The organism is Spiroplasma endosymbiont of Nomada rufipes (assembly GCF_964277355.1).
GTDB lineage: Bacteria > Bacillota_I > Bacilli_A > Mycoplasmatales > VBWQ01 > Spiroplasma_E.
Genome location: NZ_OZ195517.1, coordinates 1,113,889 through 1,133,561, shown reverse-complemented (window position 1 = coordinate 1,133,561; position 19,673 = coordinate 1,113,889). Strand labels below are relative to the sequence as shown.

17 protein-coding genes and 1 pseudogene are annotated in these 19,673 nt (G+C 24.4%); 14 read left to right on the top strand and 4 right to left on the bottom strand.

Translation table 4 applies throughout. From position 1 onward, the window contains the following. Window positions 1–82: 82 nt before the first annotated feature. Complete coding sequence (locus ACICQF_RS06265; RefSeq protein ID WP_395473190.1) at window positions 83–1,033, bottom strand: IS30 family transposase; 951 nt, start codon at window positions 1,031–1,033, stop codon at window positions 83–85. Window positions 1,034–1,314: 281 nt separating this feature from the next. Beyond that, window positions 1,315–1,971, bottom strand: coding sequence for a hypothetical protein (locus ACICQF_RS06260; RefSeq protein WP_395473189.1), 657 nt, complete (start codon window positions 1,969–1,971; stop codon window positions 1,315–1,317). 210 nt (window positions 1,972–2,181) lie between these two features. Between ACICQF_RS06260 and ACICQF_RS06255 the strand changes: the two genes are divergently transcribed. From ACICQF_RS06255 to ACICQF_RS06245, 3 genes are read left to right on the top strand one after another with little or no spacing between them, the layout of a single operon-like run. Further along, a complete protein-coding gene (locus ACICQF_RS06255; protein WP_395473188.1) occupies window positions 2,182–2,970 on the top strand; it encodes a hypothetical protein in 789 nt (262 codons plus the stop codon). Between the two features lie 25 nt (window positions 2,971–2,995). Further along, a complete protein-coding gene (locus tag ACICQF_RS06250; RefSeq protein ID WP_395473187.1) occupies window positions 2,996–3,223 on the top strand; it encodes a hypothetical protein in 228 nt (75 codons plus the stop codon). Beyond that, window positions 3,210–3,596: a hypothetical protein gene (locus ACICQF_RS06245; RefSeq protein WP_395473186.1), complete on the top strand. Its 387-nt coding sequence runs from the start codon at window positions 3,210–3,212 to the stop codon at window positions 3,594–3,596. Before ACICQF_RS06250 ends, ACICQF_RS06245 begins: the two co-directional genes overlap by 14 nt. Window positions 3,597–3,648: 52 nt before the next feature. On the opposite strand, the pseudogene ACICQF_RS06240 reads toward ACICQF_RS06245, so the two are convergent. Then, window positions 3,649–6,177: pseudogene (locus tag ACICQF_RS06240) on the bottom strand (vitamin B12-dependent ribonucleotide reductase). Window positions 6,178–6,687: 510 nt separating this feature from the next. On the opposite strand from ACICQF_RS06240, the gene ACICQF_RS06235 reads away from it, so the two are divergent. The 9 genes from ACICQF_RS06235 (at window position 6,688) to ACICQF_RS06195 (ending at window position 15,291) form a co-directional block, all read left to right on the top strand. Continuing rightward, window positions 6,688–7,638 carry an IS30 family transposase gene (locus tag ACICQF_RS06235; RefSeq protein WP_395473184.1) on the top strand — a complete coding sequence of 317 codons (951 nt, stop codon included), beginning with the start codon at window positions 6,688–6,690 and terminating at the stop codon, window positions 7,636–7,638. A gap of 100 nt (window positions 7,639–7,738) precedes the next feature. Further along, window positions 7,739–8,338, top strand: coding sequence for a deoxynucleoside kinase (locus ACICQF_RS06230; RefSeq protein ID WP_252320085.1), 600 nt, complete (start codon window positions 7,739–7,741; stop codon window positions 8,336–8,338). Window positions 8,339–8,529: 191 nt separating this feature from the next. Beyond that, on the top strand, window positions 8,530–9,057 hold the full coding sequence (rpsF, locus tag ACICQF_RS06225) for a 30S ribosomal protein S6 (protein ID WP_174481287.1): 528 nt from the start codon (window positions 8,530–8,532) through the stop codon (window positions 9,055–9,057). Window positions 9,058–9,087: 30 nt separating this feature from the next. Then, window positions 9,088–9,591: a single-stranded DNA-binding protein gene (locus tag ACICQF_RS06220; RefSeq protein ID WP_342257676.1), complete on the top strand. Its 504-nt coding sequence runs from the start codon at window positions 9,088–9,090 to the stop codon at window positions 9,589–9,591. 12 nt (window positions 9,592–9,603) lie between these two features. Continuing rightward, window positions 9,604–9,834 carry a 30S ribosomal protein S18 gene (gene rpsR, locus ACICQF_RS06215; RefSeq protein ID WP_342257675.1) on the top strand — a complete coding sequence of 77 codons (231 nt, stop codon included), beginning with the start codon at window positions 9,604–9,606 and terminating at the stop codon, window positions 9,832–9,834. 190 nt (window positions 9,835–10,024) lie between these two features. Beyond that, entirely contained in the window at window positions 10,025–12,022 is a 1,998-nt protein-coding gene (locus tag ACICQF_RS06210) for a DHH family phosphoesterase (RefSeq protein ID WP_252320081.1), read from the top strand. Window positions 12,023–12,053: 31 nt separating this feature from the next. Next, window positions 12,054–12,497: a 50S ribosomal protein L9 gene (rplI, locus tag ACICQF_RS06205; protein WP_342257674.1), complete on the top strand. Its 444-nt coding sequence runs from the start codon at window positions 12,054–12,056 to the stop codon at window positions 12,495–12,497. 2 nt (window positions 12,498–12,499) lie between these two features. Further along, the gene (gene dnaB / locus ACICQF_RS06200) at window positions 12,500–13,840 is read left to right on the top strand and encodes a replicative DNA helicase (RefSeq protein WP_395473183.1); all 1,341 of its coding nucleotides are present in this window, start codon (window positions 12,500–12,502) and stop codon (window positions 13,838–13,840) included. Between the two features lie 752 nt (window positions 13,841–14,592). Then, a complete protein-coding gene (locus ACICQF_RS06195) occupies window positions 14,593–15,291 on the top strand; it encodes an IS30 family transposase (RefSeq protein ID WP_395473182.1) in 699 nt (232 codons plus the stop codon). Window positions 15,292–15,562: 271 nt separating this feature from the next. On the opposite strand, the gene ACICQF_RS06190 is transcribed toward ACICQF_RS06195, so the two are convergent. After that, window positions 15,563–15,901 (bottom strand): hypothetical protein, encoded by a 339-nt coding sequence (locus ACICQF_RS06190; RefSeq protein WP_395473180.1) that lies wholly within the window; start codon window positions 15,899–15,901, stop codon window positions 15,563–15,565. Window positions 15,902–17,182: 1,281 nt separating this feature from the next. Here ACICQF_RS06190 and rpmE point away from each other — a divergent pair. Together rpmE and ACICQF_RS06180 are read left to right on the top strand one after the other, a co-directional pair. Beyond that, window positions 17,183–17,512, top strand: coding sequence for a 50S ribosomal protein L31 (gene rpmE / locus ACICQF_RS06185; RefSeq protein ID WP_368862541.1), 330 nt, complete (start codon window positions 17,183–17,185; stop codon window positions 17,510–17,512). Between the two features lie 179 nt (window positions 17,513–17,691). Next, complete coding sequence (locus ACICQF_RS06180; protein WP_395473178.1) at window positions 17,692–19,662, top strand: hypothetical protein; 1,971 nt, start codon at window positions 17,692–17,694, stop codon at window positions 19,660–19,662. The last annotated feature ends 11 nt before the right edge of the window (window positions 19,663–19,673 follow it).

Below are 19,673 nucleotides of genomic sequence, written 5' to 3'. Positions count from 1 at the left end.
GAGTGAAAATTTCCCAAAAATATTTATCAAAAAAAATAAAAAAGAAGTAAAATTTAACGCTAAATTGTAAAGGTAAGTGCAACTAAATTATTTTTCTATCCAAATATTCGATTGGTGAAAGATAATTTAATATTTTTCTCGGTCTTTGATTTAAAGACAATATAAATTTATGAACTTCATTTTTATTAGTTTTTGAAAAAATAAATTTTTTAGGAAATTTTTCTCTAATTAAACCATTAGTATTTTCGTTATTACCTCTTTGTCAAGGTGAATATGGATTGGCAAAATAAATTTTTACATCTAAATTTTTTTCAAGTTGTTGTCAATTTGAAAATTCTTTGCCACGATCAAAAGTAATAGTTTTAACAATGTTTTTAGGAAGAATTGATAAATAATAACTGACATTTTTATTAATAACTTTAGTAGTTCTGTTTTTAACTAATATTGCTAAAGTAAATCGTGATACTCTTTCAACTAAAGTTATTAAACATGATTTGCTTTTACCTCGTGATGATAATATAGTATCTCCTTCTCAATGACCAAGTGTTATACGATCATTAACATTTATATCTCGTTCTTTAATTGATTTACCATTAAACTTGCCACGATTTTCTTTAGATTTTCGCTTTTTACCTTTTCTTCTTAAATTTTTACTAGTAACTTTATCAAGCATTCCAAAATAAATTCAAGTATAAATTGTTTTAAAACTAATAACTCACTCTTTATGAAAATTTTTAATTCTGCCATAAATTTGTTCAGGTGATCAACCTAATAGTAATTTTTGTTGTACATATTTTACTAAATTCTTATTTTTAAACTTATGAAAACTAATATGTGATTGTTTTCGATTTTCAGCTTTATTTTGTGCAATTAATGAAAAATAATGATTATTATCTTTATTTCTATTAATTTCTCGAATAATAGTACTAATACTTCGATTAAGATTTTTAGCTATTTCACTAATTTTAAATTTAAATTTCAATTGATTCTCAATATAAATCCTTTCATCTATGCCAAGATGTTTATAACTCATATAAAAACTCCTTACTTTTTTCTAAACTAAATTTAGCATTATGAAATTTTTATATGAGAATTTTTTGCAATTTTATTTACTTGCACTTACAAGTATAATTCAGCAATTTTATTAAGTCTAAGTTCACTAATTAAGCGACTTTGAAGTGTTTCAAATAAGCGTTCGATTCTACCCTTAGCTTGTGGAATGGAAGTTCTAATAATTTCAACACCTAAATCATTACAAGACTTTTGGAATTGAGTATAAGTATCATTTTCCGTGTTTATTTTGCCAGCATCGATTTATTTTTTATATCCAAAAACTGTTCTATTATCAGTATAAAATGTTTTTGGTATGCCATATTTAGTTAAAATTTGATAAAAAACATTATAATAACCATCTAATGTTTCTTGATGATCAAATCATAGTCCGACAATATTGCCTGTAGAATCATCAATTGCAGCATGTAAAAAAGCTTTTGGTTTATCCTTACCAAATCAATGATGATTACTTGCATCCATTTGAATTAATTCACCAAAATTTGTTCTTTGGTTTCTTGTAGGATGCAAGTTATTTTTCTTATTTTTATGTCTTTTTGGTGAAGTAATTTTTTCTTTAATTAATATAGTATAAAGTGTACTATATGAAATTTTAATTTTTTCTTCATTGTTTAATTTCTCATGGAAATGTTGAAAATTAAAATTATAATATTTGGTTTTATATAAATTTATAATCTTAATTTTGATTTCAAAATTTGTTGTTTTATTAGAAATTTTATTTCGGGATTTATGAATAAAACCAACTTTACCTTCTCTATTGAAAATTTGAATTAATTGGTTAATTCTTCTAATAGTTAGGTTAAGTTTATTCTTAGCTTGATATTTAGATAATTTATTAATAATAATGTCATTTATAATATTAAACTTATATTTTTCTTTCATAGTCATGCTTCTTTCCATATTTATCACCAAGTATATTTAACTTTACTTTTGGGAAATTTTTGCTCGATAACTAATAGGAAAGTATCACTAAATAATGACATTAATAATAATTTTATTGTAAAAAAAATAAAATGTGTTAATTTTAAATTAAAAGATTGGTTTTTTACCCATTTACTTTGTTTTAAAGTAAATGGGTTTTTTATAAAATATTGAAAGGGAATAGGAAAAATGAGTAGAAATATAGCAGAAGCAATTGAAAATTTAGTTAATTCAAAAATAGTAGAAGAGTGAGTTTTTCTTTTTGAACAAAAACTCGAAAAAGAAGAATTAAGAAATTCAGAATATATGAAGTTACACAGTAAAGAAATATTTTTTGAATATATGTTTCTTGATGAATATAAAAAACTTGATGAAATTGAAAAAGCAGAAAAAAAGATAAAAATAAAATTAAAAAAAATAGAAAAAATTGAAACAAAAAATAAAGAAAAAATCAAAAAAAATAAGAATGAAAAAGAAATTGTAGAATTAAAGAATGAAAAAGCAAGACTTAATAAAAAAATCGCTTGTTTGCGTTTATTTATAGATGATAAAAAAGAAGAAGTAAAAGATTTAGAGTTACAAAGATGTAAAATATTAAAAGAAAAAAGTAAAAATGAGAAAAATAATTTCTTATCAAAAGAAGATAGAGAAATACGAGATATTGAAAATAAAATATGAAAAATTATTTTAGATAATTATTTTCAAGATAAAAGTAATAAGAAACTTATATTAAAAGAATATGAGGAATATGCAAGTAATTTTAAAAAAACTATTAAAGAATTAAAGATTGGTGATAAAAAATGTTATGATGCATTATTAGATATAGTTACAACCTTATATAAAGACGTGTCAAGAGACAAATTATTTTTAGAAAGAGAAAACATAAAAACTGATGGTTGACAAGATATAAATTTAGATGAAGATTCAACAAGATTACAAAATTTATCTTTAGAAAATAAATTTAAACCATCTTTGTAGTCAAAAAATAGAAAGAGAATAAAAGATGAAAGAAACTATAGAAAAAATAAATAATGAATTAAAAGAATTTTGAAATAAAAATCAAAAAAAACATCCTGATATTTGTAAAAATTTAGAGTTATCAGGAATTACGGTTATAAAAGGTGGTGTTCCTATGATTGGAGGTGCTTTATTTGGTGCTTTAATTGGAGTTCCGGGAGGACCTATTGGTATAGCCGTGGGGCGTACCTATTGGTGTATTGCTAGTTTTTAAATGTGCACTTCTTCAATTTAAACCAAGTATTGATGAAAAATATAACCAAATTAAAAAGACAAAAAAACTAGAAAAATTATTGAAAAGACTAGAAAGTATTGTAGAAGAAGTAAATTTGCAAGAAGAAAATACTATAACAATAGAATCTGACAGTGAATTAATAGAAAAAAATTTATCTGATATTTTAAGAAAACATAAATTGTACAATGAAGAGTGTAGAAAAAAATTTTTTGAAGATGATCAATCATTTCAATCTGAAACAAAACTTCAAGAGTGAGGAAAAAATATAGGTGAAGAAGTAAATAAATTGCATTCAGCAACATCTTTAGAACAACAGGATGTAACTAGTAATTATCAAACATCTAAAATGTAAATAAATATAAAAATAAAAAACTACTTAATTAATTTTAAGTAGTTTTTTATTTTTATAATCCGCATTTAGATTGAATACCACAATTATTGCAAGTATAACAACCAGCGCTAAAGACAAGGACTCCTTCTTTATACATTGTACATAAGTCACCTAAATCAGTGCCAATTTTACGATCTTTACGATCATTACGTCATCCTGGTTTAATTGGTTTTGTTTCATTAATACTATCAGCAAAAGTTTCAGTTAGACCAAGATCACTTAAGTTAACTTGCTCTTGCATTTGATTATCATCATCGGATAAAGATAAGACTTGACTATCTCTACTTCCATCAACATAAACAGTTCCACCTTTTGCTCCATCTTTATATAATTTGTAATATATTTGTTCTACTTTTTTAACAGTGTAACCTTTTGGAGCATTAACAGTTTTTGAAATTGAAGAATCAACTCAACGTTGAATAATACATTGTACATTAGCATGATCTTCAGGTGTTAATTGCATTGCTGAAACAAAAATATCTGGCAATGGTTTTTCTTTAAATTCTGGATGATACTGTAATCAGTCATTTACAATTTTTGCTTTTACTTCCATAAATTTGCCAAGTCTTCCTGAACGGAAATATGAAAAGGCCAAGTATGGTTCAAGTCCTGTTGATACACCAACCATAGTTCCAGTTGAACCTGTTGGAGCAACAGTTAATAAATGTGAGTTACGGATACCATATTTAAGAATATCATTTCTGATGTCTTCAGGCATTGTTTTCATGAATCCACTATTAATAAATGCTTCGCGTGATTTTAAAAATGGAAAACTTCCTTTTTCTTTAGCAATATTAATTGATGCACGATAAGCACTAGTAGTAATAGTTTCAAAAATTTTATCAACTACTTCATTAGCTTCTTTTGAGCCGTATTTTAGATTACTTCAAATTAGTAAATCATGTAAACCCATTACTCCTAGACCAATTCTTCGTTCACCAAGTGCTTGTTTTTATTTGCTTCTAAAAAGTATGGAGTGTTGTAAATAACATTATCTTGCATACGAACACAAGTTGTTACAGATTTACTTAGTTCATCGTAAAGAATTTCACTTGTTTTTTTATTAACAAAATTAGCTAAATTAATTGCTGATAAATTACACACTGAATAGGGTACTAATGGTTGTTCACCACAAGGATTAGTAGCAACAACACGCATACCATATGCTTGAGCATTAGTCATTTCATTAGCTCTATCAATGAAAAAAATACCAGGTTCTGCTGAATATGTAGCACAGAAATTAATTAAATCTCATAAGTCAGATGCATTAATTGTATAATAAGTTTTAATTGGATAACCCATTTTTTCTCAATCATGAACATCACCAATTTTATTTCAATGTTCGTCATAAGCTTGTTTTTGAGTTACAGTATAATTATCTAAGTCAGGGAAACGTAAATTTCATTTACCATTTGTTGCAACGGCATTCATAAATTCATCACTAATTGTTACTGAAATATTAGTTCCGGTTAAAAAATCGCTTTTAATTACTTCTCAAGATCCACCAAGTGCTAGTTTATTTTTAGCATTTTCTATTATTTCTTCATTAAAAAGTTGTTCATTATTTAAGATTGATTCAAAAATATTACGATCTTGGTCACTAAGTACTTCAAATTTTAATTTTTTACTTGCTTCATCACGAATTAAACTTGATTTTGAATTTTCTTTTAACAATAATAAAATTTTTGCATTTTGCATTTTTGAAATAATAAATTCAATAATATCTGGATGTCAATCAGCTAGCATAATCATTTGTGCGCCACGTCGTGATCCACCTTGTTCTACTAAATGAGTTAATGTAGATAAATCGTTTAATCAAGAAACAGCTCCTGAAGATTTACCACCAACTGTTTTAGCAACAGTACCTTTTGGTCTTAGTGTTGAACCATTAGAACCAACACCACCACCATGTGACATAATTTCCATAACTTCTTGACGATGGGCAGCAATTCCACTTCGTGAATCATGAATAAAAGGCATTACGAAACAGTTAAAAAAAGCAACATCATAATCACTACCAGCCCCATATAAAACTCTTCCAGCAGGTACTATATTTAGCGATTTTAATTGTTCATAAAATTGGGATAAATAAACAGATCTTAATTTTGGTGATTCTTTTGTAGTTAATGATTTACTAACACGATAAGCAATTTGTTCATAAAATAACTCTAGTGGTTTTTCAAGTTCATATTTTTGTTTGTGGATAATGCCAGCTTTACCAGAAATTTTTATTAGTTCAGGATCAATTGAGCCGAGGTATTCATCTTCGATTTTGATAGCATAAATTTGATTTTCTAATTCTTCAATAACATAACCAATTCCTCTAGTTGGAAAAATAGCATCTTCACGGATAATACTAATTACCAAATCACCTGGTTTTAAAGAAATTAAATTTTTATCTTTTTGTGCATAACGATCAAGCATTACCATTCTTGATACACCTTCATGAGTAATTTTATAATCTTTTTCTATTGTTTTTTAAGTGTGTAAAATGCTTACTAATATCTTCATTTAAATTATTTTTTAAACTTTCACTGTACATAAAAATTCACCTGACCCTTTACAAATTTATTCTTATTATAACAATTGATAAATTTAAAGTCTAAATTTACATTGTTAGTAACTTATTATTTATTTCAGAAAATAATACGCTTTAAAATAATATCATAATTTATTTTATTAAAATAATTTAATTTAATTTTAAACATTGTCTAATTGTTTATTATAAATTTTTATAAATTTAAATTTATTTTATAGTTAAATATTTTTTCTTTTTTTTAAAATTAATAAGTAAAATATATTTTTATGTAAAAACTATTACTATTAAATAATAGTTGCTTTTTATTTTAAATATGATATTATAATTCTAAAATTTTATATTAAAGTTTTTTGTTTAACTTATTACTTGGTTTTTAAAGTAATGAGTTTTTTATGTTAAAGGAGGATATGCTGAATTATACTTGTAAGTGCAAGTAAATAAAATTGCAAAAAATTCTCATATAAAAATTTCATAATGCTAAATTTAGTTTAGAAAAAAGTAAGGAGTTTTTATATGAGTTATAAACATCTTGGCATAGATGAAAGGATTTATATTGAGAATCAATTGAAATTTAAATTTAAAATTAGTGAAATAGCTAAAAATCTTAATCGAAGTATTAGTACTATTATTCGAGAAATTAATAGAAATAAAGATAATAATCATTATTTTTCATTAATTGCACAAAATAAAGCTGAAAATCGAAAACAATCACATATTAGTTTTCATAAGTTTAAAAATAAGAATTTAGTAAAATATGTACAACAAAAATTACTATTAGGTTGATCACCTGAACAAATTTATGGCAGAATTAAAAATTTTCATAAACAATGAGTTATTAGTTTCAAAACAATTTATACTTGAATTTATTTTGGAATGCTTGATAAAGTTACTAGTAAAAATTTAAGAAGAAAAGGTAAAAAACGAAAATCTCAAGAGAATCGTGGCAAGTTTAATGGTAAATCAATTAAAGAACGAGATATAAATGTTAATGATCGTATAACACTTGGTCATTGAGAAGGAGATACTATAGTATCATCAAGAGGCAAAAGCAAATCATGTTTAATAACTTTAGTTGAAAGAGTATCACGATTTACTTTAGCAATATTAGTTAAAAACAGAACTACTAAAGTTATTAATAAAAATGTCAGTTATTATTTATCAATTCTTCCTAAAAACATTGTTAAAACTATTACTTTTGATCGTGGCAAAGAATTTTCAAATTGACAACAACTTGAAAAAAATTTAGATGTAAAAATTTATTTTGCCAATCCATATTCACCTTGACAAAGATGTACTAATGAAAATACTAATGGTTTAATTAGAGAAAAATTTCCTAAAAAATTTATTTTTTCAAAAACTAATAAAAATGAAGTTCATAAATTTATATTGTCTTTAAATCAAAGACCGAGAAAAATATTAAATTATCTTTCACCAATCGAATATTTGGATAGAAAAATAATTTAGTTGCACTTACCTTTACAATTTAGCGTTTTTTTATTTGGAGGGAGAAAATTTATATATTAAGATAAATTAATTGTAATCATAATATTATGGGAGGCAAAAAATGAAAATTGTATTATCTGGTGTAGTTGGTGTTGGTAAGAGCACTATTAGTAGAGAATTAGCAAAATTATTAAAATATAAAATTATGGACGAGCCAGTTACTAGTAATCCCTATTTAGATGATTTTTATCAAAATCCTTTAGAATATGCTTTTAAAATGCAAGTATTTATGTTGATGGCACGAAGTAAACAATTAAAAGAAGCACAAAATTTTAACAATGTTATTTTTGATCGCAGTATTTTAGAAGATCCTATTTTCGTTGAAGTATTAAAAGCTCAAAACAATATGAATGATAGAGATTATGAAGTATATTTAAATTTTTATAATAATGTTATTATTTCATCACTTTATTTTGATCCACAAATTAAACCTGATTTAATTGTCTATTTAAAAGCAAATCTTGAAAACACAATTGAACGCATAAACCTTCGTGGTCGTGAATCAGAAAAACATGTACCTCATGAATACTGAAGTTTATTAAATAAAAAATATGAACAGTGATATGAAAAAGAAAAAAATAACTTTAATTTTTTAGTAATTGACACTAATGATTTAACTCCTAAGGAAATAGTGCAAAAAATAATTGATTATATAAAATAAAATTTCTTATTGAAATCAAATTTTTATTTAGTCATTTTTTCTCATGTTATATTAATAATTATTGTTATTTTTCCTTTACTTTAAAGGTAATTACGTTATAATATTGTATGAGTCAAATATTTAAAAATAAAACTTAATATATTTACTCCTTGCTCATCAGAGCCATATGCCCAAAAGGAGGTCTTCGAACATTGGAAGATTTAAAACAAAAGCATAATTATGAAATTATGTACATCGTTGATGATCAAAATCAAGAAAAAGCACAATTAATTAAAAAAGAATTTTGTGAAATTTTAACTAAAAATGCTGGAAAAATTACTAAAGAACAAGATTCTATTCGTCAATTTGCTTATCCTATTAACAAAAAAGTTAAGGGTCATTATTTTATTATTGAAGTGCTAACTTCACCAGAAAATATTGCTAACTTTAATCGTGTAGCTTTAAATAAACAAAGACAATTAGACGTAATGCGTTTTTTGGTTATTAATTTAGATAGTGAAAAAATTAATAAGTTTAAACCAAAACGCCAAGTAGAATCTAGTTCTTTCTCTCGACCAACAAGACCAGGAAATCGTCCTTCTTATAATCGTGATGAAAATGGTGAAAGAAAACCAAGACCAATCGCTGGTACTGAGTCATCTTATCGTACAAAAACTAATTACCAAAATTCAAAAACAAATACTAATAATAATGCATCGAATACTGAACAAAAAGATTAATAAAATCTAAGTTAAAAGTGAGGATAAAAAATGAATATTGTTACATTAATTGGTAGAATCACTCGTGATTTAAAGTTACATCAAACTTCAACAGGAAAACCTTTTACTTTTTTTACACTTGCAGTTAATAATATTCAAAATCAAGCTGATTATATTTCATGTGTGGCTTGAAATAAAGTTGCTGAAAATATGACTAATTATTTAGTTAAAGGTTCTTTAATTTCAGTTTCAGGAAGACTGTCAGTAAGAAAATCAACAGATCAGAATGGAAAAGAACTATATATTACTGAAGTGGTTGCACAAACTGTTACTTTTTTAGATAATCGTAAAAAAGATAGTAGTGGTAATAACACTAATATTAATTATTCAAAACCAAGAGATGAGAATAAAATTCATTTAGATGATGCTTTTAAAAGTCCTAATTATAGTACTGATATTGCCTTTACTAATATTAATCAGCTTCAAGAAAAAGAAGCGGCTATTCAAAATATAGAATTTGATGAAGAAGATATCATTTGAGATTTAAATAATTAAAGGAGGATAATTATGAACACTGGTAAACCAAGAAATTTTACAAGAAGAAAATCTTGTTTTATTACTAAAAATAATATTACTTATATTGATTATAAAGATATTGAATTACTAAGTAAATTTATGGGTAATAATAACAAAATTTTGCCAGCAAGAACAACAGGTACTAATCCAAAGTATCAACGTTTAATTGCTAAAAATATAAAACGTACCCAAATCATGGGATTATTAAGATATTCAAGATAAAAAAATTGAGTAAGATTTGTAAACTTACTCAATTTTTATTTATTTTTTTATCTTAAAAATATTTTATTTTAAATAATAGTTTAAAATTAAAATAAAAAGACCTTAATAGTATTATATTACATAAAAGATAATGGCTGTTTTTAATATTAGTGTTATAGTATAATTAATAATATTAGAAGGAAGTGACAAAGTGTTCAAATCTTTAAGAAATTATCATTTAATAATGATTGTTTGATTAGTAGTTGAAATTTTAATTGGCTTGACTTATTTTATTGTTAATATTGAGACAGCAGAACAAGTGGTCACTATTACTGTAATTTTAAGTTTAGTTTTAGGTAATTTTATTATTGTTTGTCTTTATATTTTTCTATTTAGTTTATGAATTCGTCATCGTTATATTAACACAGCTGAAATCATAAAATTAAATAATGCACAAGCTTTAACTTTTGGTAGTGTTGGTATGATTGTTTTAGATAGTGATTTATCAATTATGTGAGTAAGTGAATTTTTAGAAGATAAAGGTTTAGGTAGACTAATTGGAAAATCAATTGTTAAACTATCAAGAGATTTAGAACAATTAATTAGTAATAATATTACTCAAATTACACTTAAAATTGAAGATATGCTTTATGATGCTATTTATTTAGTACAAACTAGAACAATTTTGTTACAAGAAACAACTAAATATCATTTCTTATATAATAAATTGCAGCAAGAAAAATTAGTTTTTGGTGTAATTAGTATTGATAATTTTTATAATTCTTTACAAAAATTAAGAGTTGAGAATCAAATTCGTGTTGAAGCATTTATTAAAACTGAATTAAATGATTTTGCTAATAATTATTCAGGTTTATTATTAGGTAATATTGAAGATGGTTACAATATTTTACTTTATCAAAATGAATTTAATAAAGCAAGAAATGATAACTTTCCACTTATTAAAAATATTCGAGAAGGTGTTAAAAAATTTAAAGCAGATATTACGTTATCTGCTGGTTTCTCTTATGGTAATGCTATTAGTAAAGATCTATATGATTTGGCTATTGAAAGTAAAGAATTAGCAGTTTATCGTGGTGGTGATCAAGTAGTTATTCGTGAATTTGGTGGTAATACAGTTTTTATTGGAGGTACTATTGAAGCAAAACAATCAGAATCTAAAATTAATATTAGAATGTTTGCACAATCATTATATAATGAAATAAAATTAGCAGAAAACATTTTAGTTATGGGACATGCGGCTGCTGATTTTGATAGTATTTCTTCAGGAACAGCTATTATTGAAATTGCTAAAAGCTTAAATAAAAGTGCTCATTATGTTATTAATCAAAATGAAGTTGATGAAAAAACATTAAAAATTCTTCATGAACTTGTTCCTGAAAGTTATATTAGTCGTAATTTTATTACAGGTAAACAAGCACTTAAATTTCTTCATGCAAATACTTTATTAATTGTTGTTGATACTCATAATCCACAACGTGTTGATAGTCCTGATTTATTAAGTAAAGCTGTAAAAATTATTGTTATTGATCATCATCGTGTTTCTGATGAATCAATTAGTAGCACCATTACTTCTTATATTGATGCAGGAACTTCTTCAACAGCTGAAGCAATGACAGAAATTATTTATTATAATGATTTTAATAATATTGAATCAGAATTTTTATGAAATATAATGTTTGCAGGTATTTTAATTGATACTAATAATTTCCAAGTAAGAACAACAAGAAGAACTTTTGAAGCCTGTGGATTATTAACTGATTGAGGAGCTTCTCCTTCTAAAGTTAAAGGATTATTGAAAAATAGTTTAAATGAACTAATTGATAAATTTGCTTTAATTAGTCACGCCCAAGAAATTAAAAAAGGATTTTTAGTTGCTGTTGGTGATGAAAACTTAGAAGTACATACTTCATATTTAGCCCAAATTTCAGAAATGTTGTTAGACTTACGTGATTGTAAAGCATCATTTACTATTGCTTATGATCGTCAAGGACGTGCTTGTTTATCAGCACGAAGCAACGGTGAAATAAATGTTCAAATTATTTGTGAAAACTTAGGTGGTGGTGGTCACTTTAGTGCTGCTGCTGTCCAAAGTAGTAAATTGGGAATTAGAGCATTGTATGATGAATTGGTAAAATTAATTGAAAGTGGCGTATATCAAAGTGAGAGTGCTACTACTGAAAGGTATTAAAATTATTAAAATAGAAAGTGAGATGTTTACAATGAAAGTTGTCCTTTTAACGGATGTTAAAAATTATGGTAAAAAAGGTGAAGTTGTTAATATTAGTGATGGTTATGGTAAAAATTATTTATTACCAAGAAAATTAGCTGTAATTGCTACAACAGAAGCATTAAAAATTAATCAAAAAGTAATTGAAAATAAAAAAATACAACGAGAAATGGAATTAGAAGATTTACAAAAAATTAAAGAACAATTAGATTTAATTACTTTACAATTTAAATTAAAAAGTAATAATGGTAAAGTTTCTGGTGCTATTTCTTCAAAACAAATTTGTGAACAACTAGTGCAAAAATATAACATTAAAATTGATAAACATAAATTTGTTAAATTTAATCCTATTAATGAATTAGGTATAACTAACATTAATATTAAATTAGATGTTACAATTATTGCACAATTAAAGGTTGAAGTTTTAGGAGAATAATTATGTCTAACAATGGTCAATATATAAATAATGCAGAAGTTAATGTTTTAAGTGCGATGATTCAATCATCACCAGCATGTGAAAGTGCATTAAATTTATTGGCACCACATGATTTTACAATTAATTCTAATCAAATTATTTTTAAAACAATTACCAATCTTTATAAAAATAATTCTGGTATTGATATAACAACTATTGCCGAAGAATTAGTTAAGCAAAATAATTTGGATAAAATTGGTGGAATTGAATATTTATCTTCTTTAGTGGCTCAATATATTACTGATGCTAATTTAAAAGAACACATTGATATTTTGATTGAAAGAACTACTAAACGACAATTAGAAAATGCTTTAAAAAATATAGGTAAAGAGTTACAAAGTGAAAAGTCAATTAATGAAGTTTTAATTGCTGCTGAAGCTCAAATTGTACAATTAAGTAGTGAACGTAATCATGAAGAGATGTTGCCAATTAGTGAACACATTGATGATGTGGTAACTAAAATTGAACAACTACAAAAATCAACAGTTAATATTACTGGTACAAGTTCAGGTATTAACAATTTGGATATGATTACTAGTGGTTTTCAGCGAGGTGACTTAATTATTTTAGCAGCTAGACCTTCAATGGGTAAAACCGCCTTAGCACTTAATTTTGCTTTAAATGCTGCTAATGAACAAGATAATAAAAACGATGTTGTTGTTATTTTTTCATTAGAAATGCCAAAAGATCAATTAATTACAAGAATGATTTCTTGTCAAGGACATTTTGATGCTAATCGTTTACGTAATAAGTCTAAATTTACACAGGCTGATTGAAATCGTATTAGTGCTACTGCTGAGCAATTGAAACAAAAAAGAATTATTATTGATGATACACCTGGTTTAAGAGTTTTAGAGTTGCAAACTAAATTAAGAAAATTAAGTCGTGAAAATAGCATTAAATTAGTAATTATTGATTATTTACAGTTATTAACTGGTAGAGATAGTGAATCACGTCAACAAGAAGTTTCAAATATTTCTCGTAGTTTAAAAATTTTGGCAAGAGAATTAAGAGTACCAATTGTTTGTTTATCACAATTATCAAGAATGGTGGAGAGACGTGAAGAAAAACGTCCTTTAATGTCTGATTTACGTGAGTCAGGGGCTATTGAACAAGATGCTGATGTAATTATGTTTTTATATCGTGATGATTATTATAAGGCAAAAAATAGTGAAGAAACAACAAGTTCACAAGAAAGTAATCTTGCTGAAATTCTTATTTCTAAACATCGAAACGGCCCAACAGGAAAAGTAGTAACTGTTTTTATTCCAAAATGAGGTAAGTTTGAAAATTATACAGGATAAAAATAATAAAAAACCTAAAATTAAATTTTAGGTTTTTTTTAAAAGAAGTTAATAAATTAAATTAATTAGTTTTTATTATCCTTCTGGATTTAAACTTTTAAATAGTTTTCCTTTATTATCACTAATTTTAGTTCCAGCGTAAACAATACCATTGACATTTAATAAACTATGTACTTCGCCACCACTGCTACTTCAACTAAAAATACCAATTGCTACTGTATAGACAACTTTAAATAATCTTCCTTTACCATCAGTAGTTCTTGTTCCAACAAAGATTGTATTATTGTCATTAACTAGACTTAAAACTTCGCCATTAGTTTCTTTTCAGTTGGTTACTAGTGTACTTGTACCATCTTCTTTAACTTTATATAAATCTCCTTGACCATCACCAGTTTTGGTTCCAATATAAATACTTTCGTTTGTTTAACTAGTTAAACTATAAATTTCACCATTATTTACATTTCATTTTGATAATATTGTTATTGTGTCATCTTTTGTAATTTTAATTAACTTTCCTGTATATGCATTATTAATAGGTGTTGTTTTAGTTCCAACATAGATTGTGCCATTGACATTTAGTAAACCACGAACTTCACCATTAGTATCTTTTCAATCAGATAGTGCTGTTATTGTATCATCATCAGTAATGCTGAATTATGCTTGTAAGTGCAAGTAAATAAAATTGCAAAAAATTCTCATATAAAAATTTCATAATGCTAAATTTAGTTTAGAAAAAAGTAAGGAGTTTTTATATGAGTTATAAACATCTTGGCATAGATGAAAGGATTTATATTGAGAATCAATTGAAATTTAAATTTAAAATTAGTGAAATAGCTAAAAATCTTAATCGAAGTATTAGTACTATTATTCGAGAAATTAATAGAAATAAAGATAATAATCATTATTTTTCATTAATTGCACAAAATAAAGCTGAAAATCGAAAACAATCACATATTAGTTTTCATAAGTTTAAAAATAAGAATTTAGTAAAATATGTACAACAAAAATTACTATTAGGTTGATCACCTGAACAAATTTATGGCAGAATTAAAAATTTTCATAAAGAGTGAGTTATTATTTTTAAAACAATTTATACTTGAATTTATTTTGGAATGCTTGATAAAGTTACTAGTAAAAATTTAAGAAGAAAAGGTAAAAAACGAAAATCTAAAGAAAATCGTGGCAAGTTTAATGGTAAATCAATTAAAGAACGAGATATAAATGTTAATGATCGTATAACACTTGGTCATTGAGAAGGAGATACTATAGTATCATCACGAGGTAAAAGCAAATCATGTTTAATAACTTTAATTGAAAGAGTATCACGATTTTCTTTAGCAATATTAGTTAAAAACAGAACGACTAAAGTTATTAATAAAAATGTCAGTTATTATTTATCAATTCTTCCTAAAAACATTGTTAAAACTATTACTTTTGATCGTGGCAAATAATTTTCAAATTGACAACAACTTGAAAAAAATTTAGATGTAAAAATTTATTTTGCCAATCCATATTCACCTTGACAAAGAGGTACTAATGAAAATACTAATGGTTTAATTAGAGAAAAATTTCCTAAAAAATTTATTTTTTCAAAAACTAATAAAAATGAAGTTCATAAATTTATATTGTCTTTAAATCAAAGACCGAGAAAAATATTAAATTATCTTTCACCAATCGAATATTTGGATAGAAAAATAATTTAGTTGCACTTACCTTTACAATTTAGCAATTCAGCACTTGATTTATTTTTTTAAGAAATCTTTCATTTAATGAGTATATATTATTAGCGTAATTAACTATTTGTTCATTTTTGTTTCCAAATTCTAACTCTCTTACATTTGTTTTATTTGATTTTAAATTACTTAGAAAAGCATTTATTTCTATTCATTCATTAAATAAATGTTTAATTAAATCCCTATTTAAAAGTTGAAAATTAAGTTTTTTATAGTGTTGATCAAGAAAATCTTCTTCTACATAATTAAGACCTAACTTTTTGTTAAAATTTCTTACATTTTGAGCTATACCACTAATTTCTGAGTCAATAATACTTCTTAAATTCATAGTATTGGTATCTTGAAAATTTATTTCATTAAAAAATTTATAAAATTGATTAACAATAATATTTTCAATTAAATAATCAGAATTTCAATTATTAATAGAGTTTTTTTTATTTTCAAAAGTTAGTAAAATTGCAATTATGTAATCTTCAAGTTTATTTAAATTTAACACTTTATCTCGCCTTACTTTCAACTATAAATTAATTATTACAAATAATAAGGTTAAATAGAACCTTATTTTATTTCTTATTAAGAAAAGAAGGATTAATATGCAAAATTTAATCCCAAAAGCCATTTGTCGAACTCGTTTAAAATTCTTTCGTAATATATCAATTATTGAATTCATATTGGAAATAGTATGAATTATTTTAGTTACAGCAATCTTTTTAACTCTACCATTCCAATGATATATTCGAATTTCAATATTTCTTTTTGGTTCATTTTTAGTAGCATCTTTAATTTGTCCAATGATGGGACATTTAAGAGGCTAAGAAGTTATTTTATTATGAATCAAATATTTAATTGCTTTCAGAAAATACCAAGAAAAAACAAAACACTAGCTTACTAGTTCCTTATGATTATGCAGTAAAAGAACATTTTATTAAAACTCAATTATTAAGTGACTATGAGTATTATGTTGCAGGATTTGAAGTTAAAGGTTTTAATTTAAGTTTATTAAATCCAAAAACACAAATGTTAAAAATCTAGGATTTACAAGATACTTTCAAATATTGTGATTTTCAATTACGATGATGAAAACTGATTTACAAATAAATTTTAGTGAAACAATAATGTATTACCAGGAACAATTAAAAGAACATGAAGATAATTAAATAATTACAAGCACAAATTGAAGGTTTACAATCTCAGTAAATTAATAGTGATAATTTTATTAAAACAAGAAAAGCATTCTTTTTCTTTGTTTATGAACTATTAGTGAACTTGAAAGTTATTGTCAACAATTAGTTAGTAAGGTACAACGTAATGGTTTTGGTTGTAATCAATTAACTAACTTTCAATTAGTTAATATTATTAATTTGATTTATAATTATTATAGTAAACCTATTACTATAAAATAATTTAAACATTATAAAAATAATTTAGAAAATATTTTATCATTTAAAGATTTTACTCTAGTTAATTGAATTAGAACACATTTTTACAATATAATCTATCAAAATAAAAACTCTATCTATCATTAATATTTATTTGCTTTTTTATATTGTTAATGATATTATTTTTAAGTACTTTTTATTAATAGTAATTTTATAAGTGAGGTGAAACCATGGCAAAAGCAAGCATCCATCCAGAGTATTTTCAAACTAAAGTAACATGTATAACATGTAGCAATAATTTTATAAGTGGTTCAACTAAGGGTAAAGAAATCCGTGTTGATACATGTTCAAGTTGTCATCCATTTTATACTGGAAAACAATCATTTGTTTCAGCAAAAGGAAGAGTTGAACGCTTTAATACAAAAGCAAGCAAACAAGTTGAAACAAAATCAAAAACTGTTGAAATAAACAAAGCAAAACCACAAAATACTAAAACTATTGTATTAGAAACAGCAAAAGATGTTCTAAAACTAACTGATACTAAACAAGTTAAAAAATAATTTTAATTAAACTAGAAACTAATAATAGTTTCTTTTTTTTTATACTTTAAAAATAAAATTATTTACAGACATATTTACCATTAATTAAGTTAAAATATTGTATGTATACAACCCAATAAATATAGAATATAATTCTAATAGTATATGAAATAAAAAACTTTAAGGTAGGGAATGGTTTTATGGAAAAATCATCTGATTTTAATAAATTGGTAATAAGTAAAGGTATTAGATATAATACTGAGCAAACTAGTAACTTTAATTTTAGTATTATTAATTTATCCGTTGAAAAAGCCGTAAAAGATTGAAGTTTTGAAGGAAAATATCCTAGTTGCTTGGCAATTTTTAGTAATGATGAAGATAATATTGAAAAATTAATTAATGCTCTAGCAGGTTCTTCTGCTATTATGGAGGGTAAAATTTTAATTGATGATATTGATGTTACTTATAATAGTATTGGTTTTGAACGAAAAATGGCTTATGTTAGTATGCATTTACAGAGTTGAAATAAATTATTTAGTATTCAACGTAACTTAGCAAGAACAGCAATTACTAATAAACCCTTTTTACAAGAAATAAGCAATATTAATCAAAAAATTAAGACTGATATTGAAAACTTAAAAAATACAGGTTTAAATTTAGACAGTGGTTATTTTAAAGAAAAATTAATTAATATTATTAAAAATTTTATTAATGAAACACAAAGCACTCGTAATAATTTTATTAAAGAATATCAATATCAAATTAATCATTTTCATAAAAACTTTGCTCAAGAGAAATTTAATTTTGCTGGAAGTGAAAAATTAACAGATATTCTAATTAAAAAATTTACTGCCGAAGAAAAAAATATTATTGCAAATAATAACTTATTATTTTTACAATCTTTGCAAGATCGTATTTCTAGTTTGGAAAGTTTAGTGGGACCATGTTTTTGTGGATGTAATCCACCAAAAGAAAGAAAATGAGAATTTCAACTACGAGAAATTAGTTTTGTTATTAAAGAAATAAATAATTATTTAAATAGAGAGATTAGTACTACTAGAAGTGAAATTAGAACTACGTTAAAAACTTGTAACAATCATAATCAAAATTTTAATAGCGAACTTAATCATTTAGTTTCATATCAACAAATTAAATGTACTCGTAGTCAAATTGATCAAATTTTAGACCAGTGAATTGACTTAGCAGAAGTACAAAGAATTAAATTTAATATGAAACAAGATTTTGTGGCAATGCAACTTTTACCAGATGAAATGCATTTACTTTTAAAAAATATTAAAGATGAAATTAAAATTTATCATGATAAAATTTTAAAAAATCCACAGTTACAAGATAAAGAAACATATCAACAACAATTACAAACTTTATATTCACAGTTAATTGATGTCCGTGATTTAATTAGTGAAAATATTGTTATGATATTTAAACATTTAGAACTAAGTCATTTATTGTCACTACGTTTAACACAATTAACAATAGTAGAGCGAAAAATAATAAAAATCATTCAACAATTAATTGTACCTACTAAAATTTTAATTTTGCATAACCCATTTGAACTTTTAAATGTTGATAATAAAGAACAATTAGCAAATTGAATTAAAAAATTACAAAAATTTTTGAAAATAATTATTATTTTTACAACTAATAATCAAGTTGATATTAATTTATTTGCGACTAATGTTACTGTTATTGAAAATGAAATAATTATTCAACAAGGAAATGTTAGTGAAATCACTGATAAACCATTATCTTTAAATTTATTGAAAGAAATAAATGAACAGCATATTAATATTGCAAAGGGAGAATGAAATGCTCATAATTTATATTTTTATAATGTAAATTTAGGTAAGTTTGATGTTAAAACTGCTTCTACTATTGCTTTTAAATCAAATGCCATTTTGTTTAGTGCAAAGAAACCAAGATTTACTTTTTTAAAAAATTCAATTATTATTAATGGTGTTATTAAAAATATTACTAAAGTTGATGATAAAAAAGCATATTTATTGGTTGAAACTACTAAATCAGAACAATTTGAAGTTTTAACAAATAATAATGATAATTTAGAAGTGGGAACTGTTGGTTGAATTAGTATTACTAAAAATTCAATTTTTGTTTTTGATGATGAAACAAAGCAATTAATTGGTACATGATAGAAAGGATATAT